Here is a 26,447-nt window from a genome sequence, read left to right on the forward strand (position 1 = left end):
CCACTCAATCCAGGCGCCGGCGGCTGACCGGCGCTTGCCGGAGGATATATGCGCACCACGCCGAAATGGCTGTTCCCAGTTCTGGCGTTGCTTCCGGTCCTAGGCCTCTATGGCTGTATCCGCGTCTATCCGATCATCGAGACGCTGCGGCTCAGCCTCTTCCAGTGGAATATCATCTCGCGGCGCAAGCCGTTCGTCGGTTTCGCCAACTTCGTCGAGCTGGCGAGCGACCCGCTGTTTCTCGAAGCGATCTTCAACACCACCATCATCGCCTTTAGCGTCGTAGCGATCACCATCCCCGTCGCGCTTGCGCTCGCCGCCTTGATCAACACCCGGCAGGGGCTGCGGCGCAGCGGCGTCTATGAGGCCTCGGTCTTCCTGCCGCACGTCGTCTCGCTGGTTCCGGCCGCGATGGCCTGGAAATGGATTTTCGACGCCCGGCTCGGACCGCTCAACGCCCTGATCGGCCTTGTCGGGATTCCGGCCCAGTCGTGGCTGTTCGACCCTGTCCTGTCGCTGGTGTGCCTGATCGTTCTCTGCTCCTGGCAGGCGATCGGCTATGCCGTCTTGATCTTCCTGGTCGGACTGAAGAACGTCCCGGAGGCGCTCTACGAGGCCGCGCGCCTCGACGGCGCCTCGTCGTTTCAGGCCTTCCGTCACATCGCCGTGCCGCTGCTAAAGCCTGTCATGCTGTACGTGTCGGTCATCACGCTGATCTCGTCCTACAACATCTATGCGCAGGCCTTCGTGCTGGCATCGGATGTCCAGGGTGCGCCGGGGCGTCTCGTCCGAGTCCTCGTCCTCGACATGCTTGAAAACAGCTTTCGTAACTACCGGGTCGGCTACGCTGCTGCCGAAGCCGTCGTACTGCTCGTCATCGTCCTCATTTTGACCAGCGCGCAGTTCAGGCTGTTCCGCGACAGGAGTCGCGCATGAGCGAGCACGAACGCGAGCATCCGTCCGTCGTTGGTCAGAACGGTGCCGTCGGCCTCGTGATCGACGCCGTTCTTGGCGTCGTCAGCCTGATGATGCTCCTGCCGCTGGTCTTCCTGATCAGCAACGCGTTCAAGACGCCGCCGGAGCTGCTGGCGTGGCCGCCGACCGTCATCCCGCACCAGCCGACGCTGGAGAACATCGTCAGCGTCCTGCGCGAAACGCCGCTGTTTCGCTGGATCGGCAACTCGCTGATCTTCGCGACACTCTCGACCGCGAGCATCGTCTCCACATCGGCGATCGTAGGTTATGTGCTCGGCAAGTTCGATCTACCGGGGATCCCGGTCATCTTCGGCGTGATCATCGCGACGGCGGTCGTTCCCTTCGAAGTCTACATGATCCCGCTCTATCTCAACGTCCAGTCCGCCGGCCTGTTGAACACCTGGCCCGGGCTCCTGGTCGGCTATCTCATCATGAGTTTCGGCATCTTCCTGGTGCGGCAATATGTGATGACGTCGATCCCTGACGAGCTGCTGGAGGCTGCCCGGGTGGATGGCGCGGGGGAGCTCTGGATCTTCCTGCGGATCGTGCTGCCGCTGATGCGCGGCCCGTTGGGCGCTCTTGCCGTGCTGGCGTTCTTTCAGGCCTGGACTGCCTTCGCGTGGCCGCTCGTCGTCATGACCAACAAGGAAACCTATACGCTCGAGGTTGGGCTCGCCTTGTTTCAGACCGGCTTCACCGTGGACATCGGTCGCCTCAGCGCGGCCGCGGCGCTGGCGCTGGTTCCGAGCGCACTGTTCTTCTCGCTGATGCGTCGAAATTTCGTACGTGGCGTGGCCTCCAGCGGCTTGAAGGAGTGACGCCATGGCAGCATCGGAATAGGCGTAGATTTTCCTAGCAAATCATCCGTCTCTTAATCGGCGGCTCTGTCGGAGCATCTCTAACCGATGAGTGGGCGACGACTACATTCGCCATCATCCAAGTCGGTCTAGCGCCATCAAGCTGATTTGCGATGTGCGAACTTGAACGAAAAGTGCACGTATCTGGTACGGTAGTCGCGCTGAGGGAAACGAAGATCAAGTAAGATACTGACGTGATTGGTGGGCCCGGCAAGACTCGAATCTGCAACTAGATCGCCATGAGCGGCGGGACAATGGCCGCCTCCGTTGATTTTCCCGCGCATTTCGTTCTGTTGGTGATAGTGTGATAACGCCAGTCATTCCCGGCGACCGACGGCAAGCGAATTCCATTCGCATCCTACCCGCTAGTCGCTGCGGTCTGCCAAGTCAGCGTCTTGGTTCGCGTTGATAGGTCGTGAGTAAAAAGTTCATAGGAAAGCAAGCCAGGCGGGAATGGATCGTGAGTTTCTTCGAGCGTCTAAAGACAGAAGCATCTGCTGAGTGGCGGGCCTACACCGAGCATCCCTTCACAAACGGATTGGCAGATGGCTCGCTCCCTGAAGCCGCATTTCGTCACTACCTTGCTCAGGACTATCTGTTCCTCATCGAGTTTGCGCGCGCCTATGCACTCTCGGTCTACAAGTCGCCCAAGCTTGCCGACATGCGTGAAGCTGCGGCCGGCCTGTCGGCCATCCTTGATGTCGAAATGAGCCTTCATGTGAAGCTGTGTGCCGGTTGGGGGCTATCCCCGAGTGACCTTGAACAAACTCCTCCGGCGGTCGAGATGCTGGCCTACACACGCTACGTGCTCGATGCCGGAATGCGCGGCGATCTGCTGGCACTCAAGGTGGCACTTGCCCCCTGCGTGATCGGGTACGCGGAGATCGCAACGCGGCTCGCCTCGCGACCCGATGCGGACGCTAGGACGAACTCCTATCGGATTTGGATCGACGAGTACGCTGGCGTGCCATACCAGGAGGTCGCGGCGAATGCGCGTGCGCATTTGGAGCATCTCGCCGATCTCTACGCCACGCCGGCTCGCGAGGCAGAACTGATTGCCATCTTCAAGGAAGCCACTCGGCTTGAGGCGGACTTCTGGGAAATGGGCTGGCGTGTGGGCCAGCGTGTTGAATAGCCCTTCGGCAATCGGTTGATTGCAGGGACTCGTTTGACGGCTGCTGCGCACGAGTTGCGGAGGCGCGTTGTTCTAGAGGAACGCAGTGCGCGGAATTGCTGGAGTAACGAAGCACACGGCCTGGAACAGGCGCGAAAGTCCTCGCCAACGATAGGCGAGATGCAGGATCGCTAAGTCATTAGTATTGTTCAGTCGTGTCCAGTGTTGGAGATGGAGATCCTAGCACGCCATCGTTCTTCAAACGTGTCAGCGCCCTCTTTCAGTGCCAACGCTTGTGCATCCAAAGGATTGCCGGGCTTGTTAGCAATGAGGATACCTGTAGCTTCTCCGCGAGAACCGGGTTGGGGACGCTGCTCTGTAGGCCATTCCAGCAATGCTTTCGACAGCATGGGTTTGCCCGCGTACCAGCATTTTCGTCCGTCGATGATACGGTAGGACCACCATTGCCCTTGCGGATTTGGCGGCATTGCGGCGCTGCATTGTTGCTTGGCATGCAGGCTGGTCATTTCGAGCGATGAGAGCGCAACAATGCCGACGGTTAAAGAAAACGCTTGAAGCGGTTTGCTCATGGGCGCGCTCAATTGCCGTGTTGCTGCAATCGACTTACAGCAACGATCAAAGCAGGCCGCTCGAGAACTTCCACCAACTCTTCAAGGATACGCGCATGATCCTTGGGATGGGGCCGAAGGAATTCTTCCAATATAAGTTGCGCGTCGCTAATCGCTTCCAAGGCTAATTGCTGATCAGTCATCACTACTTACTCATCAATTAGTTGCGCAAAGCCAGCGAAGGGAGAGATCAAGTCAGCTTTGAGGAATATCCCCGCTCTTCTATTCACTTTTTATTTCAACTCTCGCGGTGTCGCCTCGGTCAATGTGCGAAATAATCCCACTAAGGCGTGTCGCGAGCGTTAGGGATCCCGGCGACTAAATAATCCGCTGCTCGATCCTCCCTTCGTCATCCCGCGCATCACCACCTGTTTCCTATCTCGCGGCGGCCGGAAAAAATCTGTTTTGCCATGCACCGCCGCGATGCATTGATCTTATTGAACTGTTCCCGATCAGCCTTTCTCACGAAGGGAGAGAGTGCCCCCCGCAGGAGCTAGGCCAGGGAAACCGTAAACTCGAAATGCCGTCTGGGGGAACGTAGGTAGGCGGCTTCGCCGAGTAAGGCATTTGGGCGGCCGGCTATTTCCACCGCGGTTCGTTCTGCAGCTCTTGGGATATCCTCTTTCGTTCGGCATCCAAGGCAGTCGATCGGGGTCGAGAATGGAAGGATCGCCATGTCCGTTTGCGATCGCATCCACCAGGCGCAAAGGCCATTTTCGAGCTCAGGGCTGAGATGGTCTCGCAAGGGAGAACTCGGATGCGCCGTCGGCGCGATATTGTCCTCGAACGGCCGGGGCAGCCAAGTTTGCGGCTATGGAAAGACGGAGAGCTACGTCAGGGTCAAGCTGATGACCACCGTGCCAATGGCAACAGCTCTAACGTCCTAGTACTCGCCGGACGCAAAGCATTCTGATTTCGTTAGTTTGGTGTAGTTGCTCAGCACTCGGGGGATCAATGGAGCCGAGAGTCTCGATACTAAACTTCGCTTCCAACTCTGACGCCATGCAGATGCAAATCTGCAAGCAAGCGTCCGTCGAAAAACCGCCTTGCTGCGCGCAACCGTTTCGGCACGCTGAGAGAAACTGCGGTCGCCATTCTGCAGCCGTGGCGATTGTTATAAAATTGACAGCAGCTATCGTCAGAGCAGGGAGAAATGCGGGCATTGCTTCGCTTCCCTTTTTTAGTTTTCTGAGGGGCCGCTCTAATTCGACTCCATCTTTTTCGGCTCTAGCAATATGTAGCTATTTGCGTAGTTGTCCCCTGAAGCGGAACCACAAATGACCGATCAGTGATAGGACTATGGCGGTCAGAATTATCGGGAGCCAGATCGACGTGGTTATGATGAACAAGGATATGATCACCACACGTCCAAAGATCGATTCGCTGACCGGATTCTTAAGACGAGCGAAATAGGCGTAGATAATAAAGATGGTGGCCGGCACCATCCACGCGGCGACAAGCACCAGTAACAGGTCAACAAGTTGGCTGGCATAATGGTGCATGAGCGCACCTCCTGACAGCGTCGGCGCGAATTGCTGTCACCGCTGCGAGAGATGCGGTGATTGTCGACGATAATTGGTCTTTGTTCGCGTTGGTGGGCATCTGCACGCTCGGCATCGCTGTCACGGCCGGTGCCCAAACTCTTGCGAGCCCGCAGCCTTCGATTCGCCTGAGCTAGGGCCTCTCAACGCGCGCTCGTTGAGATGGCTCGGGCAAGGGCTCGTCCAATGCAATCATAACCATCGGCGGTGTTGTGCAATCCGTCCCACGTTACAAGCTCGCTTTGCGCAACTCCGGCATTGATCGAGTTACGCATCAGCGCAAAACGAGAGAATAGGCCGACCCGTTCCTGCTTCGCGGCATCGGCGATGATGCCCTCCATCGTTGAGTAGCTAGCGGAAGCGAGCACCTGTGGCGCATATTGCAGATCCATCAGCACGACATCGGCAGACCCCGCCTTAAGTGCCCTTACCCCTTCAACAACGCTTCTTTTGAGCCCTTGGTCCGGCCGGCCACCCCAGGCGACGTCATTAGTACCTAATTGCCAGATAACGAGATCAGGCGTGTGCGCGAAAACGTCACGCTCGAACCGCGCGATGTTGTTCGGAATCGTATCGCCGACTCGACCGCTGTTGATGACCTCGATCGTTGCATTGGATCTAAGCCTCGAGAGTTCTCGGCGCATCACCTGCGGATATGTGGCCGCGGACCGAAGTACCCAGAGCCCCACCGTCGACGATGATCCGATCGCGACAATCTTTAGCGGCTCACCAGATCTCAAACGCGCCGCCGTGCGGGGCAATTGTGCGCCCAGCGAAACATCCAAATTTGCAGCAAGGCATCTCTCGCCAGATGATGCCCCGTCCTGCGCTTGAGAGGGCGCTGTGCTGGACAAACCGACAATCACAGCAGCACCGATCGACGCTATTGTTCGAGCGGTTCGGCTTACGCATGGTAGAACAAATCGACCCATGTTCCCCAATAACTGGTCGATTCTCTCTTGACAACCCTTGGCTTCAAACGTCTGTTTTTGATTGCAGGTCGATTGACGCGTGGGGAGCGAGCAGCACGTATGAGTCCGGGAATAAGGCAATGTCCGGCAAGCCTGTAGCGAAACGGTTGGTATTCCATATCGGCGGCTATGATCCAATCACGTCGCATGCCAGCGCGCAACGACGCTTTGTGCGCGAAATTGCGAGGTTCCAACGTACTTGGTCAGTGAAAGCGACCGTCGACGGTTCGCATGATTCCGCCGACCAGATACAATGGAACGTGACGACAATCGGCCCCGATTGGCTCGTCGAAACCGATTACCGTCTGGTCCGATGGCACGATGTAATTGAAGTGTTCGGGGGGCGAAGCATCGGCTCACGCATTTCCGTCGGCATTCTTGCGTTTCTGGATTTCGTTCTGACCGGCACTCTTTGGCGTTACTTGCAGACCAATTGGCGCTACGCACTTTTCTTTCTCTATCCATTCGTTACGTTCGGATTGCTCATCGCTGCCGCCCTTTTGATTGGCGTGGCTGCATTCAAGATCACTGGATCAATTCCCATTGCTACCGGTGGCGGCCTCTTCGGGCTCGCAGCCGTGTTGGCGGGTCCGTGGCGCTGGCTGCACCTGGGCGACTTGTTCGACGATTGGATTTTCTCTTGCGAGTACATTCGATTCGGTAATTCGGAGATAGAGCAGAGGCTGGACAGGTTGGCCGCCGAGCTCGTGGTTGCGGCGAGCAACTCTGCCGCAGACGAAATTGTGGTCGTAGGGCACAGCCTTGGCGCCGTACTAGCGGTTGATCTACTTGATCGCGCCTTGAAGCGGGACCCTGCGCTCGGTCGGAAAAAGATTCCCGTCACATTCTTGAGCGTTGGATCATCCATACTCAAGATCGGCCTGCACCCAAAGGCAGTGCGCTTTCGCAGGGCGGTGGAACGCGTCGCCGATTCCCGCGCGATCTTCTGGGGCGACTATCAGGCCCTCACGGACGCGTTGAATTTTTACAAATGCCGGCCGATGGCCGAAATGGGCTTGTCGACAGAAAACGAGGCGACCGTCAGGGTCGTGAAGATTAGTCGAATGCTTAACGACGACATGTATCAACGCATCCGCTTCAATTTCTTCCGCGTGCACTGCCAGTTCGTCAGTGGAAATGACAGGCGAACATCGTACGACTACTTCATGCTCACATGCGGACCTATTTCAGCCAAATCCCAGACGCTCGCCCCGGATGGCGCTGTGTCGATGATCGCTGACGACGGAGGCCTTGTTGCGGGCGCGCCGGTGTCGGAAAGCGAACTGCTGGGAAATCCGGGCGCGGCAGCCTGATTCAAATGACGCCCACCATTTCAAAAGTCATCTTCGTTGCGTTGGTGATCGGCTGGTACCTCATACGCTATAAGTACGCGCGGCGTTCCCGCCGTGCGAGGGTTGTGCGGAGCGCTCGCGGCCCCCTGGAAACTGCGCTCCTGCTCATATCTCTTTCGGGACTCGGACTTGTGCCGCTCGCCTACGTAGCGACAGGAATGCCTCGTTTCGCAGATCACAGTTTTTATCCCTGGTTGGCTTGGCTGGGGTCTTTCTTTGCGATTGCGGCTTTGGGCGTGTTTCACCTGACACACCGTGCACTCGGCCGGAATTGGTCGATAAGTCTCGACGTGCGGGAGAACCATGAGCTTGTGACGGAAGGGATTTACCGGAGAGTTCGACACCCGATGTATTCGGCATTTTGGCTGTGGGCCATCGCCCAGGCATTGCTGCTGCCGAATTGGATCGCCGGTTTCGCGGGCCTTGCCGGCTTCGGGATCTTGTTCTTTGGCCGCGTCGCAAGGGAAGAGCGAATGATGTTGCAGACGTTTGGCGACAGCTATCGCGATTATATGGCGCGGACCGGTCGGGTCTTCCCGTGGATACTCTGAGGTAGGTCCCGGCACGTCTCGACCTGTGGTACCCACGAGACTGATTTGGAACCAGATGCCTCAATTTGCGTGCCATTTCCGCAACATGCGGCAGAAAAAGCGGTCGGAACCGCGGACTCCCCGGTCTATTCGTTGGTGCCGTGGCGAGTGTCGGGTTATTCCTATGCGTGTCAGGTGAATCCAATCGTTCCGAACAATGGTGAGAACCGATGTTGAAATTCGTTGTCCTTGGAATCGCTTCTTTGGCTTTCGTGGGAACCGCAGCTGCTGCGGACCTGCCACGGCCTCAGCCGGTTGCCGTCGCGGCGCCGGTTGGCAAAGCTCCGATCGGCAAATATCCCGTGGGTAAGAGCCCCGTGGGCAAATACCCGGTCGCTGCCCCGGCTCCGTTGGTGACCAAGGGTTGATCTGCCTATTCATTCGTACGCCAGCGGCGTTCGTTTGGGGTAGCAGATTACCTGTGGCATCGGATCTTGGATCCAAGAGGATTCGAAGATGGCGGGAGTGATTCGGAAATATCCGGGTCTGGGGCTTCTTGCAAAGGCCGCCATGCTGGCGGCCTTTGTAGGCTTGGGGGCCGGGATCAGTAGCGCGCAACCACTCGTGGCGCGTACCGACCAGCAGCAACGGGACGCTCTCCCCAGTTCGGCGATGAAGCATGCAGCGACCATGGCTGCTGCTACGCCGGCGATATCCGATGTAAAGCCAGCTCGAAGAGCTGCCGCCACGGGTCCCTACTACGTTGATTTTCGTGCCCGCACGGCGGCAACGTACGGTCATGCATTCGTCTGGTACGGAAAGACGGGCGAAAAGCAGGTCGAGGTCGCTGGTCTGGCTCCGGCCGGCGACGAGGTGCCCTATATCCTGGGACACATTATGTTTGTCCCTTCTGAGACGGGTGCGACCTACGGTGATCTTGACGAGCAATATCTGACGGCCAGCTATCGTGTCTATTTGTCTGAGGCAGACGCCAAGAAGGTCTTTGCTTATATCAAGCGCCAGCAGGAGTCTTCGCCGCTCTGGAATGCAGCAACGACAAACTGTACTGCCTTTATCGGCCGCATAGCGACGTTCATGGGCCTCAACGCTCCGTTTCATCTGCTAAAGCCTGAGGAATACGTCAACAAACTCAGAGAGCTGAACGGGGGACGAAAAACGGTGCAGCTTGAACCAGGTCGAGGCTAAAATCCTCGGATTGAGTTCATCCACTCTTCCTTGCGTCTGGATGGGTGTGAGGTCTTCAAGAAATTCAAGCGAGCTTGTTCTTTGAGGATGCGGTTCGATACGACCAACCTTCGTGCGCTGCCTCGCCTAGTTGATGAATAGGCCGGGAGATCATGGAACGTCCGTGGCGCTGCGCTGCAAGGCAGCTCCACCTCCGCTTGGTCGTGGCTAAGCTCTTGTTGGAAACCGTTCTGAGGGTGAAGTCCTCCTTGGCGTAGTTGAGGAAGGTTCGCAGAACTTGTCGTCGCAGACGAAGATCACCGCTTAGGCAATGGTTCTGCGTCGAGGCCGAGCATCGACATCAATCGACCAGTGCACGTCGCGTACACGGCAGGATAATAGATGCTCTCCGCGCCGGATCGAGATCTGTACCATCAGCACGCTTGTCGCCGCCGATGTTGATTCGCGATCATGATCGCGGTGTAGCCGACCTTTGCGGCGGTCACGGCGCGTAAAGCTGCGTGTTGTCAAGTCGACAAGGGCTCTTTTAGCTTTGTGGAAATGGAAGAGGTGAGTTCACTTCGCTCCTATTCGAGCGCGGTGGATCAGACGCTTTTTTTGAGCTAAGCCGTCTGAGCCGCCTGGAACGGCGCGGGCGGCCGCTCTATTGCGGCATACTCAATGCCTGCAAGCTATCGCGCCGGTATTCGGGGGACGTGGATGCGGGTCCATATGATTGTTGCCGGCCTTATCCTAGCGATCATCGGGAAGGCCAGTGCCACGGTTGTCGATAAGGGAACCGACGCGCAAAAGTCTTGCGAGCTGCTTGTCAAGAACTCGCTTCGCAATCAGGACGAAGCTCGGTCCGCAGGCGCATGTGAGGGAATGATCGAGACCGCGATGCTCTTTTCACCAAATCTGCCCGCTGACGTGCGTGCATGCCCCCCCGCGCAAGGCAGCCCTTTGCAAAGTGCGAAGGTTTTTCTGCAGTATCTTGATAACAATCCGGATCGAGTGAATGAACCGGGGATCACCGTCGCGATCGAAGCATTCAGGGATGCTTGGCCCTGCCGTGGGGACGGTGCCGGAACTGGACCGAAAAAGCGTGCCCCAAAAAAATCCAATTAGAACGCGTATCTGCTGATACTAATACTAGCCTTACGGTCCGCGATGTTCGCGTCCGACCTGATTGATTCGCAATGCACTACTGCCGAGGTGCGCGAGCTGAACCGCAGTGCTCACCTCCATAACCAGCACTCAAACGCCTTATCGACGAGCGAAGCGACCCCTTGAGCCCCGATCAACAGCGGGGCATTGTGCCATCAACGCCCGGGCTGGAACAGCATGACAATCCCCTGCCGCGTCCTGATGATCTATCCGAAGTTCGTTCCGAATTCGTTTTGGAACTATGCGGAGGCCTGCGAACTCGTCGGCGCGAAGTATCCAACGGCGCCACTCGGCCTGATCACCGTCGCCGCTATGTTGCCGAAGCATTGGGACATCCGGCTCGTCAACCGCAATACCGAGGCGTTGACAGATGCGGACCTCGACTGGGCCGATCTTGTGATGATCGGCGGTATGCTCAACCAGCAGCCTGATGCCATCTATCTGATCGATCTCGCCCACCTGCGCGGCAAGCCGGTATGTGTTGGTGGGCCGGACGTCTCCTCCAGCCCGCATCTTTACGCGGACGCGGACTTCCAGGTGATCGGCGAGGCCGAGCAGGTCATCGAGCAGTTCATCGCCGCCTGGGAAAGCGGCGAACGCAAGGGCGTGTTCATCGCCGAGAAATTCACGATAGATGTCACGCTGAGCCCCATGCCTCGCTACGATCTGCTCAACTTCGATCACTATCTATACATCGGCTTGCAGTATTCGCGTGGCTGCCCGTTCACTTGCGAGTTCTGCGATATTATCGAGCTATATGGTCGCGTGCCGCGTACCAAGACCAACGATCAGATTCTCGCAGAGTTGCAGGCGCTCTACGATCACGGTTATCGCGGGCATGTCGATTTCGTCGACGACAATTTCATCGGCAACAAGAAGAACCTCCGCACCCTGATGCCGCGGCTCAAAGCCTGGCTGGAGGAGCACGACTATCCATTCGAGTTCTCAACCGAAGCCTCGATCAACATCGCGGACGACAGCGAGTTGTTGCAGGCAATGAAGGATGCGAACTTCTTCGCGATCTTCGTCGGCATCGAGAGCCCGGATCCCGAGACGCTCGTGCAGATGAAGAAGAAGCAGAACACCAGGCGCAACATCGCCGAGTGCATTCACAAGATTTACGGCTACGGCATGTTCGTCACCGCTGGCTTCATCGTCGGGTTCGATAGCGAAAAGGCCTCGATAGGACAGGCGATGGCCGACCTCATCGAGGAGGCGAGCATTCCAGTCTCCATCGTTGGACTGCTTTATGCGCTGCCTGGGACACAGCTTACACGGCGGTTGGCCGCGGAAGGCCGCTTGCACCAGGGCCATGACCTCATGAATGTCGAGCAGACGGGCGATCAGTGCACGCTCGGATGCAATTTCGATACTAAGCGTCCGCTTCGTGACATCCTTGCCGATTACAAGGCTGTGCTCGGGCACGTCTACAGTCCGGCAGCATATGCAGGACGGCTGTCGCGTCTCGCCGCCATGCTCGACCGGTCCGACCGACGCCGCGACCTGCCGGATGGCGACGTGCGCAAGAGGCTTGGCGGCATCGACAGCGTACACAAGATCATGCGGGCCCTGCCGAAGGTTCGCGAGCCGTTCTGGAAGACCTTCGTCGAAGTCGCGGAGACCAATCCGGGCGCGCTACGGTACATCGTGATGCTGATGGCGTTGTACATGCACCTCGGGCCGTTCTCGGAACGCGTGATCGGCGAGATTGACCGCCGCATTGCCGAGCTGGACCATGTACCTCCACTAAGGGCTACCGCAGTCAGTCAAGTGCTACCTCCAGCGACGGTGTAGCCACAGCCACTGATCGGGATATTCGCGGATCCAGCCCTCGATGACCGATGTGACCGCCTGCATCGTTCCCTGAATGTCAATTTGTCCGGCGGCATCGCGGACCGGCTTCACTTCTTCAGACAGTTCGCCACGAAAGCGCTGTCCGGGCAGACGGATGACGCGCACACCATGAATCGGGCACTCAATCTGCCGCAGCAGTCGCGCAAGCATCGGATTGGCCCTGGTCTTGCGGCCGAAGAAAGTAACCTCGACGCCGTTGGTCAGATACTGGTCGACCAGCATTCCAACGTGCTGGCCACTTTTAAGGGCCTCGGCAAGTCTTAGGGGCGCATCACGACCCGCGGGAATGAGCGTGCCCATTTTCACGGCGCGCATATCCTGGATGATGCGGTCGGCGGACGCGATGTTGGGTCGGCGATACAGGATCGCAGTATCCGACCCGTGCGCGACGGCTGCCAGGGCCGGAAGTTCCCAGTTAGCGAGATGACTCGCAAAGATCAGCGCCGGTTTGCCGTCGAGCCGCAGCTGCGTAAACAATTCATATGAGCGCCTGTCGATTTCGATGCAGCTAGCTTTGGGCCGTGCGGGATCATAGTTCCAGATGTGATCAAGATGCGCGAATTCGGCGCCGACTCGACCGAGATTGTCCCAGACGCCTGCGAGAATGGTCTCGATCTCTGCAGGCGATTTTTCCGGAAATGCGGCGGTTAGATTGGCTCGACCGATCTTTTGCTCCCGCATCATGGGCCCGATTGAGCGAGTGATCCGAGCGAATAAGTTGGCGGTCTTGGTTGGATCGAAATGGCGAGCGGCACGCAGTATTCCGATCGTCAACGCGCCCACCGCCGCTTGGCCCAGGGGCTTGGTCACGTCGCGAAGTTGGAGCCTGGTCCGCATTGCAACGACAACCTTGGCTTACAATTTCGGCTTCCACGGGCTTCAGCGCGCATCATCATGCCACCGATACGCGATGCGATCAAAGACACCGACGAGTTGCGCAGGGCGCGCCTCTCGAGTTCGCCTGCAACGGAGGATGAATCGTGCGGGTTCGATCGAGTGCTTCGCGCGTAACAATGAGCGTACCCAGGCGTGGGGTGCAGTCCAATCGCGACATCAGCTCCGAAGCCGATTGAGACGTGAGCAGCCGAAGCGATACTTCGGAGCTCGGGTCCTCGCTAGGACGTGGACTCATTAGCGCCGAGCCATAGCCTGATTGACGCGAGTTGCACGAAGGCAAGGTAATTGGCGGCAAGTTTGTCGTAGCGCGTCGCTACCCGACGACATTGCTTGATCCTGTTGAAGAACCGCTCAACTCGATTGCGAGCGCGATACAGGTAGGGACTGAAGCAGATCGGTTCGCTGCGATTGCTTTTCGGCGGGATGTTGGCCCATGCTCCTTTCTTGATCGCAAGTTCTCTAATCCAATCGGCGTCGTAGCCACGGTCCGCCAGCAGCATCGATCCAGGCTTCATGCGAGACAAGAGTTTTCCAGCAAGCCGATTGTCGTGGGCTTCCCCAGGCGTCAGCGCAACTCGGACCGGTAGGCCGTTTGTATCCACGACCGCATGAATCTTACTGGTCAACCCGCCCCGTGATCGCCCCATGCATTGTCTTTTATTCCGGTCGATGCAGGCTCCATGTTGATGCACGCGGACAATCGACGTGTCGATCATTTGCACAGCGGCATCGTGAGCGGCTGCCAAGGCCTTCATAATCGCCGCCCACACACCTGCTCGTCGCCAACGAACGAAGCGATTGTAGCAAGTGGTATACGGGCCGAAGGCGTCTGGTAGATCGCGCCATGGCGCCCCGGATCGTAGCACCCAGAAGATGCCATTGAGGACGCGACGGTCATTCACCCGCGGTACGCCGCGCGGCTTGTTGGGCAGCATCGGCCTGATGGCAGTCCATTCCTCGTCGGAGAGTTCGTAGCGCATGATTCGGCCCCCTTCGTTAGGGGATTTGAATCATGGCTCGGCAGTCAGGCTCAATGGGCGCCAGCCGACGGGATGGCCGCGATGTGCCCGAAAGCGGACGCATTATGCTCACTCTGAGTTTTGTCGAGTTTGACCCGGAACGGACGTCTGGCGCATGACTAGCTGGCGACTGCGCACCCCAATTTGTGCCGAACATGCGATTGCGCCGTGTGCGGTTAGCCGAGGTACTCGGATAGGATGTTGTTCGTGCCACAGTTCGTCGTTTTTTGCGAGGACCTCGCGGAAAGCAGTTGGCCTATGACCGACATCGAGCTACCCCTTGCTTATGAGCAAGAGCAGGAGTTTCCGGCTTGTTCTGATCAAGCCGTCACATTACGACGACGATGGCTACGTCATTCGATGGTGGCGCGGCGGCCTGCCTTCGAACTCATTGGCCTGCCTTTACGGCATCGCGCTCGATTGTCGTGAACGCCAGGTTCTCGGGCCCGATTTCGACATCGAGATCGACGCCATCGATGAGACCAACTGGAAGGTGCGTGTCGCGGATCTGGCGCGCGCAATCAAGGCCGCGGATTCCGGTATGGTGATGCTGGTCGGAGTCCAGTCCAATCAGTTTCCCCGATCGCTTGATCTGGCGAGACGGTTTCGCAAGCTCGGAATCCACGTTGCGATCGGCGGCTTCCATGTGTCCGGCACCCTCTCGATGCTGCCGGAGCGCGATCCCGGCGTTCAGGAGATGATGGACCTCGGTGTGTCGGTCTTCGCAGGCGAGGCCGAGGGACGGCTGGAGGAGCTGTTGCAGGACGCGGCCGCCGGGCGATTGCAGCCTCTCTACAACTACATCGACGATCTGCCGCACCTGGAGAGCCAGCCATTGCCGATCATTCCCCGCCAGCAGATCCGGCGGGTTATCGGCCACACCACGAGCTTCGACGCCGGGCGTGGCTGCCCGTTCCAGTGCTCGTTCTGCACCATCATCAACGTGCAGGGCCGCAAGTCGCGACGCCGCAGCGCCGACGACATCGAGGCCGTGATCCGCGCCAACGTCGCCCAGGGCGTCTTCGCCTTCTTCCTCACCGACGACAATTTTGCGCGCAACAAGGATTGGGAAAGCCTGCTCGACCGCATCATCGCGCTGCGCGAGAAGGAGGGCTGGGACCTTCGCTTCACGATCCAGGTCGACACGCTTTGCCACAAGCTACCGAACTTCATCGAGAAATGCGCCAAGGCCGGCGTCCGGCGATGCTTTATCGGCCTCGAAAACATCAACCCGGACAGTCTGCTCGGCGCCAAGAAGCGGCAGAACAAGATCACCGACTATCGCGAGATGATGCTGGCCTGGAAGAAGGCCAGGATCATGACCGTCGGCGGCTACATTCTGGGCTTTCCCAACGACACACCGGAATCGATCGTTCGCGACATCGAGATCGTCAAGCATGAGCTGCCGATCGACATGCTGGAGTTCTTCTTCCTGACACCACTGCCGGGCTCGGAGGATCACAAGACGCTCTATATGAAGGGCGTCGCGATGGATACGGACCTCAACAAATACGACCTGGACCACGTCACGGTCGACCACCCCGCCATGTCCAAGGCGGACTGGGAGCGGGCCTGTGAGCTCGCCTGGAACACCTATTACAGCTGGGAGCACATCGAGACCCTGATGCGGCGTGCCGCGGCCATGGGCAACAATGTCGGCAAGATCGGGACCTACGCGCTTTATTTCAAAGGCTACCATCCCATCGAGCGGGTCCATCCGCTCGAAGGGGGGGTGCTGCGGCTCAAGAGCCGCGACGAGCGGCGTCCGCATCTGCCGGTCGAGCCGGCCTGGTCGTTCTATCCGCGCTATGCCGCCGAGACCGTCGTGAAGGCCGCGCAATGGGCATCGCTAGCGCTGCGCCTCCACCGGCTGGCGCGCAAGGTCAAGTCGGATCCGCACCGGCTCACCTATGTCGATGAGGCGATCACACTGCTGCCCGACGAGACCGAGAATCTGGACTTGTACAAGACCCGGTCCAGCCAGGCATTTCTCGATCAGCGGCGACATATCGAAGAGGCGCAGAAACCTAAGTTGGCCGTGCGGTAGTTGCCAACTCGCGTTAGTTGATTTCTCGAGTCGCCGCGAACCATCGTATCCTCACGGATTCACGGACAAGCGACGTCCGTTTGCAGCGAACAGCCCCAAAACATCCACTTCGGCTTTTGGTCCTCACGCGAAGTCCGGCTTGGCTCTGAAATCGTCAGCTTATTGGGGTAGACCGGAAGTGACTGGCCGACTTCCAGACCGCCGCTCATGACCCAAACCGGAAGCCGCGCCTGCTCGTGATGGCTGTTATTTCGCCGCGCAGCAACGGCGGCTGGCCGCAAGAAAATCAACCGGGGTGTATAAAAAGGAACATCCTGCGCGACCTTTTCGTGCCCCAATGCTGCAAGCTCCGATATGGAGCCGCAGAAAGAGACGATGCACTCTTAGGCGGCTTGGTTCTCTCTGCCGGAACAGGCCCTAAGGCGACCTCAGTTGGAGCCTCTCGCGCTCTATCCTGGCGGAATAGGGCGATCTCAGGCCGACAAGACAAATAGGCACACAGACCAGACAGCTTTTGTTGGTGACACGGCCATGGTGGACAATAGGGAGTAGGTGCAATGAGAGTCTCCTCGATTGTCGGACTGCTGTTTGCAGCAGTGATGTTGGCGATCATTCCGGTCTCGCCGCAGGTGACACCGCGCGGCGTGGAGTTAAGCGTTGATCAAGCGCAGGCCGTCACGTACCGGCGCGCCCGCGTGACGGCGCGTCGTGTCGACCGTCGCGATTACCGCTATACGCGTCGCGCCGTGCGGCGTGGTGTTTATTAACGGAGCGCGATAGGCAAGGGTGTTGGCGCGGGCAGAGAGCCAGAACCGGTTCCAGTCGTCGCAGCGCGCGAGGCATGCTATGACCCCTCTACCAGCGGGCGACGCGTTCCTTACGGTCGCCATTATGAGTGCCACTTTCCTGACAGAGGTCGCTCTTTTCATCCTAATTGGAATGATCTGAAAGGAGCGCAAGTGGCGGCGGCTCCCGTTAAAGTCTGCTCAGTCGGGCATAGCGGACAAGATTGGTGCAGGTTTGGTATCCGGGCGATCAGCGCGATCGAAAGCGCTTGACGCCGGTGGTATGATTTCCGCGATGTGGCCGTACTGCATGCATGCCCGAATTGATGTCGCCACGCATGCCCGAATAGATGGAGAAGGTCGGGTCCGCGGCTAATGCCGCGGCGGGTTCCCATGCCGAGGCGGGCGTCGCAAGGAGCGCGGAAAAAACGAGCGCTGCGCCCAAAACTTTGAAGCTGGTCATGGTATCCTCTTGTTTACTGGCGTGCACGATGCGCGTGCTGTCCATTGACATGAATGACAGTTAGGCGTTGGCATTCCCCTCGCGCAGGGGTGGCGCAATCACGCTTCGTCGATCGGCGTGATGCTGATGTCGGCAACCGGCCGCGTTTCGCAAAGCCGTTGAAAACCTCTCTCCGGACTGTGAATAGAATTTTAGCCGCCGATGGCGCGTACACGCGCAACGGCGCGTGACGAGCGCGGGCCGGAATTTGTGATCGATTCCTCCGCCGACCTCGCGCAGCGGTAAACGACCATGAACAAATATTTCAATTTAAGCCGCCGGTCGCTCCACCCATTTCCAAAGCAAAGGCCAACGCAAAGAGGACTGCGGAGATCCGGTCACTCATTATCTGTCACCTTGGCAACCAGACCCTATCGAAACCTGCGTCCCCTCGTCGGGCCGAGCTTGATCTATCTCAAGTCCCTGAGCGGCGATTGGCGTTGGTTGGCTTGCCCGATCGGACAGCCAGGTCCGATGTTCGGGGGGCACACAGCGGGCAACGCACGCCGAATGAAGTTGTCGCGATCAGATGGATAGCCGCAATGGATTCGCTTTGTCGGAGGTGAAAATGAAGCGAGCCGTCCTCATGACGACCATTGTCGCTCTCGGGGTGATCCAGGGGACACGCGCCGAGCCCCAGGCCGCCCAGTGTTCGTCCTTCTACATCTCGGAAATCAATCTCGTATCGACGGCCGACGGCGAGGCCGGGCACGTTCAGACCTTTGTGGGGTTTGGCCCCTCCAAGGAAGAGGCAGAGAAGAGCGCCCTGGGATGGTGCTCGCATATCAGGTTCGATCTTGAGACCTGTTTGAATTCGGATCGCCTGACCGCTCGCAACTCTCCGTCAGACGGAGGTGACGCCGCACTTCATCTCAAGTACATGAAGGCAGTTGCGCGCATTACCGGCTGCAGTTAGAGCGCGTTCGCGAGCGATCGAACGCGCTTGATCTATATCAAGCAGCTCGTGGCCATCTTGCTGCAGGTAACAGACGACGTAGAGCCCAGGTCAATGTTTCGGGGGCGCACCGGAGCGACCGGCATGCCACTGGCGGCATATTTCTGGAAGGTCGGAGCAGTGTTGCTCGCACTGCTCTTTGTTGCAGATTATTGGCTGCCGAGGGCCCCGACCGTCGATCAGGCGGCTGCGGACCGGCCGGCCATACGTATCCACTCAGATCGCAAATGGCCCGAGCGTATTGTCTTCGATACCCAGTCGCCGGTGATCGTCGCCGCTGCGCCCGTGGCCGAGGCGACCGAGGTCGCAACTTCATCGGATGTGGCCGAACCGCCCGTTACCGTCAGACAGAGCCCGGCGGTGGCGAATTCTTTCGCGATGCTGCCGAAACAGGATACACGCCCGCCTGAAACCGTCGATCGCAAGCGACAACGCAAGATGTTGCATGTTGCGGCTCGACCGAGGCGAAACGTCCAGCCGCAGATGCTTCTGGCGGCACGACAAGGGCAGTTCGGCTGGTTCGGCTTCAGAACCTGGTGATCGGCGTCCGGTCGGGACCTGTATCTCGCTCAGCGTTCCATTGTTCATCGACAAGCCAAGCTTGGATGCGGGACGACGGAATGAGTTGCTTGGGGACGTGCGGATTGATCGTGCCCGCAAATACTACGAGACCTTCGTCGAGCTTTGCACGAACGAATGCCTTGGCCTCTGCTTCCGTAGCGAAGGTCCTTGTTTCCCGAGGGCTCCGCTGCTTCGGCAGCGTGCCGCGTTTACGAACCTCGAAGGTGACATACCAAGTCGGCGTCATCGCACGCACCAACTAATCGCCCTAGCCCAGTCGGTCTCTTATTTTGGTGCGGGTATCACGAAGCTGGTTGATCTGAATCAAGGTCGCGGTGACGGGCGGCAGGAAACACGGATAATGTTCGACGGAGTTAACGCACAGCCCAGCTCACCCTTGATGTACGTCAATGTCGCTCATCTCTCCGCGCACACGCTATCGTAAGCCGTAGGAATGCGGCTTTTGCTACCCTTGGAGGACCATCATGAAGGCTAAGATGCGACTTTCGATCAAGTCAGTGACGGTTACAGGAATCGCTGCCAGCGCACTTCTGGGACTTGCAGGGGCCACACTTGCTCCATCACCGGCCCGCGCGATCGTGTATTGCCAGTACGTCGACTATCCGGTGGGTTGCGTTGCCCGGGCTGGCGTTGCCCTCCGGCCACGGCCCGTTGCGCGCGCTGCAGTCCGTCATAACGTCGGCGGCAATGCCAATGGTGGCGTTAATCGCGTCGGAGTGCGTCGATAGAGGATTTGCCTGCGGGCCACCAGCCTTGGTAACCAACCTCGTGACCCGCGGTAGCATTCAACACTACTTCTCGGCCATGCAGCGTGCCTCCCTTTGCATGTCGGTTATTGGCCCATAGGCGGCCCCGGCCGAGCGTGGCGCAGTGGTCCGGTTTCGCGTGACGAGCCGACCGAGTTGGGCCCCCGATCTCAACGTCCGCCCGTGACCCTGGCTGTCGGATATCGTTTTCGAATTGAAAGAGGCGACGATTGCGCCGCCTCTCCTTGTGGTCCGCGTGCTTACTGGCAGACGTACATGATTCCGTCACCGCCCTTGATCAAGGTGCCGGGCGTGCAACCAATGCCATTGAGCTTCGCGTAGCTATCCCAACCGTCGTAGCAGGTGTAGGAAGCACGCCCAAAGACCCCCACAGCCGTGCCGTACCCGGTCGTGCCGCCGGCACCACACCAGGGGCCGCCAGCGTAGTAGGCCCGCACTGCGTACCAAGGCAGACCGGACTGATCGGGTATGTAGTGACTATAGGGATACGGGCTGACATAGAGCCGCCTCGCTTGGGCACTCTCAACTGACAGCGAAATCCCGCGCTGCTCAGACCAGTCAACGGTGAACAGTGTCGCAAAGGCGATAACCGAAGTTACAATTGCAAAATTTCTGAAAATCATCCGCTTCATCGTTTTGCTCCTATCCTGTCTCGCCCCCTTTGCTTAAGGAGGCCCGTCGGTTGATGCCGACATTGACAAAGATCAAGGGGCTTGACCTAACTCGTGACCAAATTTCAACGTGAATCACGGAGTTTATGCACGCAACCGTGCACAAAGTCAGTCGAGAGATGTTGCTGCGTCGCGCTCTTTGGTGTGTTTGCTCGGTGTTACGTCGAGGCTGAAGTGAGGCTGGCGGATCGCTTCGGGCGGCACCTGAAAGAAGGTAACAGCGCCAATGTTATCGGAAGTCGGCAAAGATTTCGAAACGACAACCAAGTGAGCGATGTCGCCTCTTGGCCGATTGTGTTGCAAAAGTCGAAAGTTGCAGGGCTCAAGCTTCTTCGCGAAAACACTAAGCAGCGAGCGATCGCTGATTCGTATGACCTCAATCGCGTTACCGAAGTCGCCTGTGAATTTTGCGTGAGGCCGTGAGGTCCCTCGCATCTTGTACGCGAAAGTCGCGCCCACGGCCCGCAGAATTTTGGTCATCGGCGAAAATCGACTTTTGCAACAATATCGGCCCTTCAGCGACCTCGGCAGACGTCCGCTTTCCCGCCGCTGTTAGGGGTTGAGCGGACATAAGGCGGCCAGCTGCTTAATGAGTACACAGCCTAGTTCTCAAGCCAGACACTCATGCCCGGCTCAAGGTCTGTCGAATCTCCCTTGGGATCGAGGCGTAAGCGCAGCGTATTGCGGTCATGATGGCCGATGACACGCTCTGCCTGCCAGGTGGCAAAGTAAGCGTTTCGGGGCCGTCGGGGCAGCTTCTGACCCAAGGCGACATTCAACGTCTGGAGTGATTTCCAGCTTCTGTCTGATCTTCGGATGCTAGCCGGGGAAGTCGCGGAACTCCTTGACGAGATTGAACGGGATTTTCCACCCGGCGCCTCCCCCGCGCATCAGCATCTTGATGTCTTCCGCCCTGTTTTCTTTTCCGGTTTTCGGATCGGTCTCCAGCGTGTGGCCTTGGCTGTCCCAAGGTTTGCTCGCGCTCTTCGAGTAGTAGCCGAGAAAATGGCCGGATTCATGGGCAGACGTGTTAGGCCCGCGTTGCGAGCTGATGAAGGCAAGGTCCAGCCCGCGAGCAAACGAGCCATTGGCGAGGCCGCCATTGGACCAAACCTTATCGACGCAGAAAATGGTTAGATGGGCGCCCTGAACTTTGTGTTTGACGAAGATGCCCTTCAGTTTCTCGACGTCGATCACATCGGGAAAGGTCGCCAGGCTCGCATCCTTCATGCCAGTCGCATTGGCGATCTCCTGTTTGATGGCAGCCTGCGAGTCGTCGATGACCAGCCAGTCGCTTGGCACCCGCTCGAAGCGGATGTTGGCCTGCGGCCTCCATATATTGTTCATCGTCAGCAATTCGTCTTGCTCGTTGCAGGGCTTCTTGGCGTGAAACGCCGGAGCGCCGCCACTCCCCGGAACCATGACATTGCGGAACGCCACCTTGATCTTGATTTCCGGTAGCACCACGACATAGAGCTTGGCTTCGATCTTCCGGCCGGCCGAACGGGCCACCACCTCCAGGCCGGGAAAACCAATCGGCTTAATCCGGCCATTGATCTCGAAAAACCGTGCATCGCCATTGAAGGTGGCGGGAAGTGACGCCGCCCTGAGCTGCGGATCGATATCGGGTTTGGAGAAGGTTTCTCTGGCCTGCATGACGCGTCTAAGGGTATCGGCGCCATCGATCTCCTTGATCCCGAGGGCATGGGCGTTAGGATCGACTTTGAGCTTTCTTCCGGAATCGATCAGCGCCACGATGTTGGAGCCGCCGAACGGCACCACCATGCCCGGCGGGCTGCGGCGCTCATCGATGCCGGAGCGGCGGAAAACCTCTTGAAAGGCGGCCATGTCTGGTTCTCCTGTCTTAGTTCGGTCCGTCAACGCGAAATCTTGCGCGCGGAAATGAGAGCCTCCTTCGGCGGCGGGAAAACAATCTGGCCGGTCCCCGCGGCGAGATGCAGAAAATTTCGGCGGCGAAGTTTCATGGCCAGTTCCTCCGCAACAATTTGGCACGGACGGCAATAGGCGTAGCCTACCCCGCTTTCCGGAGAGCGCGGAAGGCCAATCAATGTCCGCTAATGGCCCTGTTGAGGGCGCCCGCACCTCGCCTTTGAACTTCCCCGACCGCTCACGTCACTACTAGTCATAGCCGTGGTGGGAGCCGACGCTCCCTCCAGTGCTCAGCTTTGGGCAGGCCACGCCAGCAATGGGAGAAATTGCCATGGGACGCGCGCCGCAGCCACTGCCGCAATACACGCCGCCGGGCCCGGTGGAACAGATGCCGAATATGGCGACGCAACCGCAGTGCTCGCCGCTTGCCAAGGTTCACAGCGCCGCCGTCTTTCCCTACGTGGCCAATGAAGTCGCGACGTCCCGCACCGAGGTCGGCCATCTCGGTGTGGACGTCAGTCTGGTCCCGCCGGCCGGCATCTGCCAATATCTCATCATCTGGGATTTCGGCGTCGACTGGCGGCATCTCAAGAACATCGCCAAGCGCGATCCGCTGTTGGCAGCGCAGCTCATCCGATTTGAGACCGACAAGTCGTTGCAGTTCCAGATCGTCGGATACAGCGACAGCACCGGCGGCGAACGGAACAACAGCTTCCTGCGCACGGGCCGGGCCAAGAACGTCTTTCACCTGTTCGGCCCAAGCGCCCGCTCGCGCGTCTTCTCCGTCAAGCCCGCCTCACACTACGAGTATCTGAAGGACAACACGACTGTGATGAACAGGGCCGCCAATCGCGCTGTGGTCGTCGAAATCTTCGGCGGCGGCGGCGGGACGATCTAGCCACCTTCCACAACGCGAACGGAGGGGCGGGCGGCTCCTATTGGTGCAGTACAGCGTTTCAGCGCTTGCGGAGCCTGGCCGGACCACTATTGCTCGACCACGCAAGGGAGGTAGGTCATGCCACTGACCGAAGGCGACGTCCTGGACACACTCAGTGACTCGGTCGCGCTTGGTATCGAGTTCTACGTCGACAAGATCCATATCAAGGGCGAATACTTGACGACAGTTCGCGATCACATTCGCGCCGGCAATATATTGGTGAAGGGCGGCACTCAGGATCTCGCCTTCTACGATCAGGTTACGGATGTTCTGTTGACGCAGAAGAAGTCGCCGCCCGCAAATGATAGCGATCGGGCGCTGCTCCTGCATGAGTGCGTCCACGCCATGATCGACGTCTATGATCCTGACGGCGCTGTTACGCGCCACATGGGCGAACTGGCGGCCTACCTCACTCAAACCACATATAGCGTTCGCAAGAATCCGTCGTCTAACCGCAACGGCACCGCCCCCTGGGACAAATTCTGGGGCGACCTCTACGCCACGGTGCGCGCCAATAAGCTCGACACCAGCGCGGGCAACGGCGTCCGGATCCCGTCGGCGACGCTCGAAAATCTGCGCCGGCAACTCGCAGCGCTGCCTTTTGTGAACTATGGAGATTTCACAAAAGAAGCGACGGGCGTATCGGATGGGCTGACCCGCAGGAACCTATTTCTGTCGAGCGATGAACCCGTGTCGATGCGATCATCGAGCGTTTCCCACGAAACTTATGTTGATCCGAGCGATGACTATTTGATGCGCACCCTGATGGAGGCCTACGCGAGCGCCGATGTTAGAGGCTATGGCAGCCGCCTGCGCCGGCTACGTCGTGATTTTCTCTATTGCTCGCTGTCTCGCGCCCATGAGCTCCGGAAGAGGTTTTCGGTGCGGAAGCGTGGAGACCGGCTCTCCGAACTGTTTCACGATCGCCTGTCGCATGGCGGCCGCGCAATTCTTCTCCGTGTGCTTGCGCTGCGAAGCTGACCAGCACGCAAGTCGGAAAAATACTTTTGAGAGGAAGAATGCGCGACCGCACCGCGTCGAATGCTCGGCGTGTCGGTGCTTCAGTTAAGTAGACTCCCGACCACTCCCCTGCAGCGGGTTCTAGTCCAGGTGCCTTGCGCGCAGATCTTGAAGGTCCTTTTTCAATGCCACAAGATCCAGCCCGCGAGGAAAAGTGAGGCGTCCAGAGCGGATCACGAGCCGGACGTACGGATAGCGCTCCTCGGCAAGCATCGGAGAACTGATTTTGTATTTGTGCCAATCTTCAACGATGTGTGCCTGTTGCTCGACGTTGTATGAGTCCCAGGAATCGCCCGGCGTGTACTCGTAGCCGGAACCGATTGTCTGCGTCCAGAACGAGCGCGCCATCGTCCAGTTTGAATCGTTGAACGCCTGCCACACATGGGTCATTTCGTGCACGAAGAGGTCGCAAATGCGACCGAAGTCGTCGCACAAGAGACCGAAGGTGGGGCTAGGCGATGCCAGGTTACTGAACGCGACACTGCCAAGATTGATGGCATACCGCATGCTCGGCACCATGGGATTGCCTCCCCTGAAGAACGGTCCATCGTTCGTCCACGGTCTTCCGCCTGCTCCCAGGCCATTGGTAATCGCAATTGTCTCCCACGGCGGCAGCGTCGGGCCAAAAACGTTGCGCGCGAAATCCCGTTCGCTCACGTCCAGCACGCGCGCGAAGTCGGGTCGGCTTCCTTCACATTCCGGCGGGGTCGGAGCCGCTGGGGTGGGCGCAACCGGTGGAGTGGGCGCAATCGGCGGGGGAGGCGGCGTACCTGGCGGCAGATAGATGAATCCCCCTCGCCATCCACCTCTCCCGCCCGTCGTACCGGAGGAAAACGCAAAATTTTGGCGATCGGGCGACATCGCGCGGCAGCCGACATACTCGGCCAGGTACCAGTTCACCTGGCGTGTGGCTTGTTGGAAATCGCGCTGCTTGACGAGCTTGACGCCCGGAAAATTGAACTCGATGAGGTCCCAGGGGGCGATGCCGATCCGCTTGGCAAGGGATATCCAGGTCTCGCCTGCCGTCACCGCATGCCGGATTCCCGCGGGCGGTACATAGCTTTCGACGACGGGCTTCAACGGCCTTTCCTGGTTCGGCAATGTAAGACCTCCCCCGCCGATTCCTGCGGAACTACGCGTTCTCGCCACCAATACTTATTGGTCGCCGCTACCTCGAGGCGGTTCGATGGTTCCATTCATTCGGGCCACCAACTGGCAGTGGCAAATCGAAGAGCCTCATTCGTAGATTGGAGGCGTAGACACGAAGCAATGTCGAACGAGCGATATCCGCTTTAGCGCCGGCCTTTTGGCTTCGAGCCGAGCAGATCATGCGTGCCGCTGATGCTCACGGTTCCGGAGCACTCGAAACCGCCGAAAAGTCCGCAGGAGCCCGTGACCGTAACGCGCAAGTCTTTGCGCTGGTACATGTCGACCGAAATGCCCACGCGCGAAAAGTCGTTCGCGCTGTTCGGCAGGATCAGATCGATGTGCTCCGCGGCCCATTGCGGTATATGCTTGTTGCTCTTCCAGAACAGCTCATTGCCGGCGTGATGCACGAAGTTCGGTCCGACCGTAAGGGCGCCGTCCACGCCTTCGAATACGAAGCCTGTTTCGTCGATGTGCACGTTCACCCGATCAGGTGCTACGGCGAAATGCAACGAGGTGATGTCCTGGGGCTGCGGGTCCTTGCCGAATTGCGAGCTGTAGGCGTCGCTCCATTGTCCGCGGTCGCGCCCGAGCCCGAAGCCATGGCGGCCCGGGAGATCCCGCGTTGAGAGCGGCCTGTCCGACAGCTTTGGGCGCCAGATCTCCCGGAACCCCTTGCCGATCGTTGCCGCCATCGACAGATCGAGGGCCCAATGCGACGCTTTCTCCCGGCTTTGCCCTTCGGCGAAGGCGTCGAATCCGTCCGTCGTCTTGGCAATGCGCAGCTTCTTGATCAGCTCTTCCCAGTCCTTGGGCAGGAAGGTGACGCCGTCGAGCGTGGTCGTCGCGGCAGCGACACCATACTTCTCGAGCTGGTGCCGGATGTAGGGCTTCTCGTCATAAAGGCGCACATCCGGGTTGGGGCCGGCAAAATAATTCTTCAAATCGATCTGCGGCCGCAGCATGGTCAGTCGTGCCGCGATCTTCCGGTAAGTGTCGGTCGTCGTCGGATCGGTCGTCGTCATGGGGCGCACTCCGAGGCAATCCTCGCCCC

At 58.7% G+C, this 26,447-nt stretch carries 29 protein-coding genes; 16 read left to right on the forward strand and 13 right to left on the reverse strand.

Features of this window, described 5'->3' with window-relative positions; translation table 11 throughout:
• The first annotated feature begins 48 nt into the window (after nt 1-48).
• The 3 genes from AB7Z56_RS11165 to tenA all read left to right on the forward strand — a co-directional run bounded on the left by AB7Z56_RS11165 (nt 49) and on the right by tenA (nt 2,967).
• A complete protein-coding gene (locus tag AB7Z56_RS11165; RefSeq protein WP_063981792.1) occupies nt 49-936 on the forward strand; it encodes a carbohydrate ABC transporter permease in 888 nt (295 codons plus the stop codon).
• Nucleotides 933-1,793, forward strand: coding sequence for a carbohydrate ABC transporter permease (locus AB7Z56_RS11170; RefSeq protein WP_231142842.1), 861 nt, complete (start codon nt 933-935; stop codon nt 1,791-1,793). Before AB7Z56_RS11165 ends, AB7Z56_RS11170 begins: the two co-directional genes overlap by 4 nt.
• Before the next feature lie 499 nt (nt 1,794-2,292).
• A complete protein-coding gene (tenA, locus tag AB7Z56_RS11175; RefSeq protein WP_063986180.1) occupies nt 2,293-2,967 on the forward strand; it encodes a thiaminase II in 675 nt (224 codons plus the stop codon).
• A gap of 188 nt (nt 2,968-3,155) precedes the next feature.
• Here tenA and AB7Z56_RS11180 read toward each other — a convergent pair whose 3' ends face one another.
• The 4 genes from AB7Z56_RS11180 to AB7Z56_RS11195 form a co-directional block, all read right to left on the reverse strand.
• Nucleotides 3,156-3,536: a hypothetical protein gene (locus AB7Z56_RS11180; RefSeq protein WP_231142841.1), complete on the reverse strand. Its 381-nt coding sequence runs from the start codon at nt 3,534-3,536 to the stop codon at nt 3,156-3,158.
• Between the two features lie 8 nt (nt 3,537-3,544).
• A complete protein-coding gene (locus AB7Z56_RS11185; protein WP_166343440.1) occupies nt 3,545-3,718 on the reverse strand; it encodes a hypothetical protein in 174 nt (57 codons plus the stop codon).
• Nucleotides 3,719-4,816: 1,098 nt separating this feature from the next.
• Nucleotides 4,817-5,077, reverse strand: coding sequence for a hypothetical protein (locus AB7Z56_RS11190; protein ID WP_063981794.1), 261 nt, complete (start codon nt 5,075-5,077; stop codon nt 4,817-4,819).
• Nucleotides 5,078-5,259: 182 nt separating this feature from the next.
• Nucleotides 5,260-5,901 carry an SGNH/GDSL hydrolase family protein gene (locus tag AB7Z56_RS11195; protein WP_231142840.1) on the reverse strand — a complete coding sequence of 214 codons (642 nt, stop codon included), beginning with the start codon at nt 5,899-5,901 and terminating at the stop codon, nt 5,260-5,262.
• 266 nt (nt 5,902-6,167) lie between these two features.
• On the opposite strand from AB7Z56_RS11195, the gene AB7Z56_RS11200 reads away from it, so the two are divergent.
• From AB7Z56_RS11200 to AB7Z56_RS11225, 6 genes are all read left to right on the forward strand, one after another.
• Nucleotides 6,168-7,400 carry a hypothetical protein gene (locus AB7Z56_RS11200; RefSeq protein WP_144030621.1) on the forward strand — a complete coding sequence of 411 codons (1,233 nt, stop codon included), beginning with the start codon at nt 6,168-6,170 and terminating at the stop codon, nt 7,398-7,400.
• Between the two features lie 5 nt (nt 7,401-7,405).
• Nucleotides 7,406-7,990: a protein-S-isoprenylcysteine O-methyltransferase gene (locus AB7Z56_RS11205; protein ID WP_063981797.1), complete on the forward strand. Its 585-nt coding sequence runs from the start codon at nt 7,406-7,408 to the stop codon at nt 7,988-7,990.
• 209 nt (nt 7,991-8,199) lie between these two features.
• Nucleotides 8,200-8,397: a hypothetical protein gene (locus AB7Z56_RS11210; protein ID WP_071911340.1), complete on the forward strand. Its 198-nt coding sequence runs from the start codon at nt 8,200-8,202 to the stop codon at nt 8,395-8,397.
• An 88-nt stretch (nt 8,398-8,485) separates the two neighbouring features.
• A complete protein-coding gene (locus tag AB7Z56_RS11215; RefSeq protein ID WP_063981798.1) occupies nt 8,486-9,175 on the forward strand; it encodes a hypothetical protein in 690 nt (229 codons plus the stop codon).
• A 699-nt stretch (nt 9,176-9,874) separates the two neighbouring features.
• Nucleotides 9,875-10,282 carry a Rap1a/Tai family immunity protein gene (locus AB7Z56_RS11220; RefSeq protein WP_071911343.1) on the forward strand — a complete coding sequence of 136 codons (408 nt, stop codon included), beginning with the start codon at nt 9,875-9,877 and terminating at the stop codon, nt 10,280-10,282.
• A gap of 216 nt (nt 10,283-10,498) precedes the next feature.
• Nucleotides 10,499-12,115: a B12-binding domain-containing radical SAM protein gene (locus AB7Z56_RS11225; RefSeq protein WP_063981799.1), complete on the forward strand. Its 1,617-nt coding sequence runs from the start codon at nt 10,499-10,501 to the stop codon at nt 12,113-12,115.
• Here AB7Z56_RS11225 and AB7Z56_RS11230 read toward each other — a convergent pair.
• Entirely contained in the window at nt 12,095-13,012 is a 918-nt protein-coding gene (locus AB7Z56_RS11230; RefSeq protein ID WP_063981800.1) for a lipid A biosynthesis lauroyl acyltransferase, read from the reverse strand. The genes AB7Z56_RS11225 and AB7Z56_RS11230 overlap by 21 nt on opposite strands.
• A gap of 278 nt (nt 13,013-13,290) precedes the next feature.
• On the reverse strand, nt 13,291-14,052 hold the full coding sequence (locus AB7Z56_RS11235) for an IS5 family transposase (RefSeq protein WP_063981801.1): 762 nt from the start codon (nt 14,050-14,052) through the stop codon (nt 13,291-13,293).
• Between the two features lie 325 nt (nt 14,053-14,377).
• On the opposite strand from AB7Z56_RS11235, the gene AB7Z56_RS11240 reads away from it, so the two are divergent.
• Together AB7Z56_RS11240 and AB7Z56_RS11245 are read left to right on the forward strand one after the other, a co-directional pair.
• Nucleotides 14,378-16,138, forward strand: a complete 1,761-nt coding sequence (locus AB7Z56_RS11240; protein WP_063981802.1) for a B12-binding domain-containing radical SAM protein — start codon at nt 14,378-14,380, stop codon at nt 16,136-16,138.
• A 557-nt stretch (nt 16,139-16,695) separates the two neighbouring features.
• The gene (locus AB7Z56_RS11245; RefSeq protein ID WP_135216245.1) at nt 16,696-16,905 is read left to right on the forward strand and encodes a hypothetical protein; all 210 of its coding nucleotides are present in this window, start codon (nt 16,696-16,698) and stop codon (nt 16,903-16,905) included.
• A gap of 268 nt (nt 16,906-17,173) precedes the next feature.
• Here the strand turns inward: AB7Z56_RS11245 and AB7Z56_RS11250 are convergent, their stop codons facing one another.
• A complete protein-coding gene (locus tag AB7Z56_RS11250; RefSeq protein ID WP_144030618.1) occupies nt 17,174-17,386 on the reverse strand; it encodes a hypothetical protein in 213 nt (70 codons plus the stop codon).
• 607 nt (nt 17,387-17,993) lie between these two features.
• On the opposite strand from AB7Z56_RS11250, the gene AB7Z56_RS11255 reads away from it, so the two are divergent.
• Together AB7Z56_RS11255 and AB7Z56_RS11260 are read left to right on the forward strand one after the other, a co-directional pair.
• The gene (locus tag AB7Z56_RS11255; protein ID WP_187387974.1) at nt 17,994-18,341 is read left to right on the forward strand and encodes a hypothetical protein; all 348 of its coding nucleotides are present in this window, start codon (nt 17,994-17,996) and stop codon (nt 18,339-18,341) included.
• A gap of 27 nt (nt 18,342-18,368) precedes the next feature.
• Nucleotides 18,369-18,920, forward strand: coding sequence for a hypothetical protein (locus tag AB7Z56_RS11260; RefSeq protein WP_063981805.1), 552 nt, complete (start codon nt 18,369-18,371; stop codon nt 18,918-18,920).
• Here AB7Z56_RS11260 and AB7Z56_RS11265 read toward each other — a convergent pair.
• Nucleotides 18,907-19,188, reverse strand: a complete 282-nt coding sequence (locus tag AB7Z56_RS11265; protein ID WP_084795344.1) for a hypothetical protein — start codon at nt 19,186-19,188, stop codon at nt 18,907-18,909. The genes AB7Z56_RS11260 and AB7Z56_RS11265 overlap by 14 nt on opposite strands.
• Before the next feature lie 238 nt (nt 19,189-19,426).
• On the opposite strand from AB7Z56_RS11265, the gene AB7Z56_RS11270 reads away from it, so the two are divergent.
• Complete coding sequence (locus AB7Z56_RS11270) at nt 19,427-19,690, forward strand: hypothetical protein (protein WP_085398219.1); 264 nt, start codon at nt 19,427-19,429, stop codon at nt 19,688-19,690.
• 278 nt (nt 19,691-19,968) lie between these two features.
• Here the strand turns inward: AB7Z56_RS11270 and AB7Z56_RS11275 are convergent, their stop codons facing one another.
• The 3 genes from AB7Z56_RS11275 to AB7Z56_RS11285 all read right to left on the reverse strand — a co-directional run bounded on the left by AB7Z56_RS11275 (nt 19,969) and on the right by AB7Z56_RS11285 (nt 22,248).
• Nucleotides 19,969-20,361 (reverse strand): hypothetical protein, encoded by a 393-nt coding sequence (locus AB7Z56_RS11275; protein WP_063981806.1) that lies wholly within the window; start codon nt 20,359-20,361, stop codon nt 19,969-19,971.
• Nucleotides 20,362-20,508: 147 nt separating this feature from the next.
• Nucleotides 20,509-20,880 carry a hypothetical protein gene (locus AB7Z56_RS11280; RefSeq protein ID WP_063981807.1) on the reverse strand — a complete coding sequence of 124 codons (372 nt, stop codon included), beginning with the start codon at nt 20,878-20,880 and terminating at the stop codon, nt 20,509-20,511.
• A gap of 339 nt (nt 20,881-21,219) precedes the next feature.
• Nucleotides 21,220-22,248, reverse strand: coding sequence for a hypothetical protein (locus AB7Z56_RS11285; protein ID WP_441256237.1), 1,029 nt, complete (start codon nt 22,246-22,248; stop codon nt 21,220-21,222).
• A 373-nt stretch (nt 22,249-22,621) separates the two neighbouring features.
• Here AB7Z56_RS11285 and AB7Z56_RS11290 point away from each other — a divergent pair, with 373 nt between their 5' ends.
• Both AB7Z56_RS11290 and AB7Z56_RS11295 read left to right on the forward strand, forming a co-directional pair.
• Nucleotides 22,622-23,188, forward strand: coding sequence for a hypothetical protein (locus AB7Z56_RS11290; RefSeq protein ID WP_063981809.1), 567 nt, complete (start codon nt 22,622-22,624; stop codon nt 23,186-23,188).
• 117 nt (nt 23,189-23,305) lie between these two features.
• Complete coding sequence (locus tag AB7Z56_RS11295; RefSeq protein ID WP_085402418.1) at nt 23,306-24,208, forward strand: hypothetical protein; 903 nt, start codon at nt 23,306-23,308, stop codon at nt 24,206-24,208.
• Nucleotides 24,209-24,328: 120 nt separating this feature from the next.
• On the opposite strand, the gene AB7Z56_RS11300 is transcribed toward AB7Z56_RS11295, so the two are convergent.
• On the reverse strand, nt 24,329-25,327 hold the full coding sequence (locus AB7Z56_RS11300) for a hypothetical protein (protein WP_245344163.1): 999 nt from the start codon (nt 25,325-25,327) through the stop codon (nt 24,329-24,331).
• Between the two features lie 212 nt (nt 25,328-25,539).
• Nucleotides 25,540-26,418: a hypothetical protein gene (locus tag AB7Z56_RS11305; protein ID WP_085402419.1), complete on the reverse strand. Its 879-nt coding sequence runs from the start codon at nt 26,416-26,418 to the stop codon at nt 25,540-25,542.
• Between the last annotated feature and the right edge of the window lie 29 nt (nt 26,419-26,447).

Source organism: Bradyrhizobium sp. 482_C4_N1_8, from assembly GCF_052075965.1.
In the GTDB taxonomy this organism is placed as follows: domain Bacteria; phylum Pseudomonadota; class Alphaproteobacteria; order Rhizobiales; family Xanthobacteraceae; genus Bradyrhizobium; species Bradyrhizobium barranii.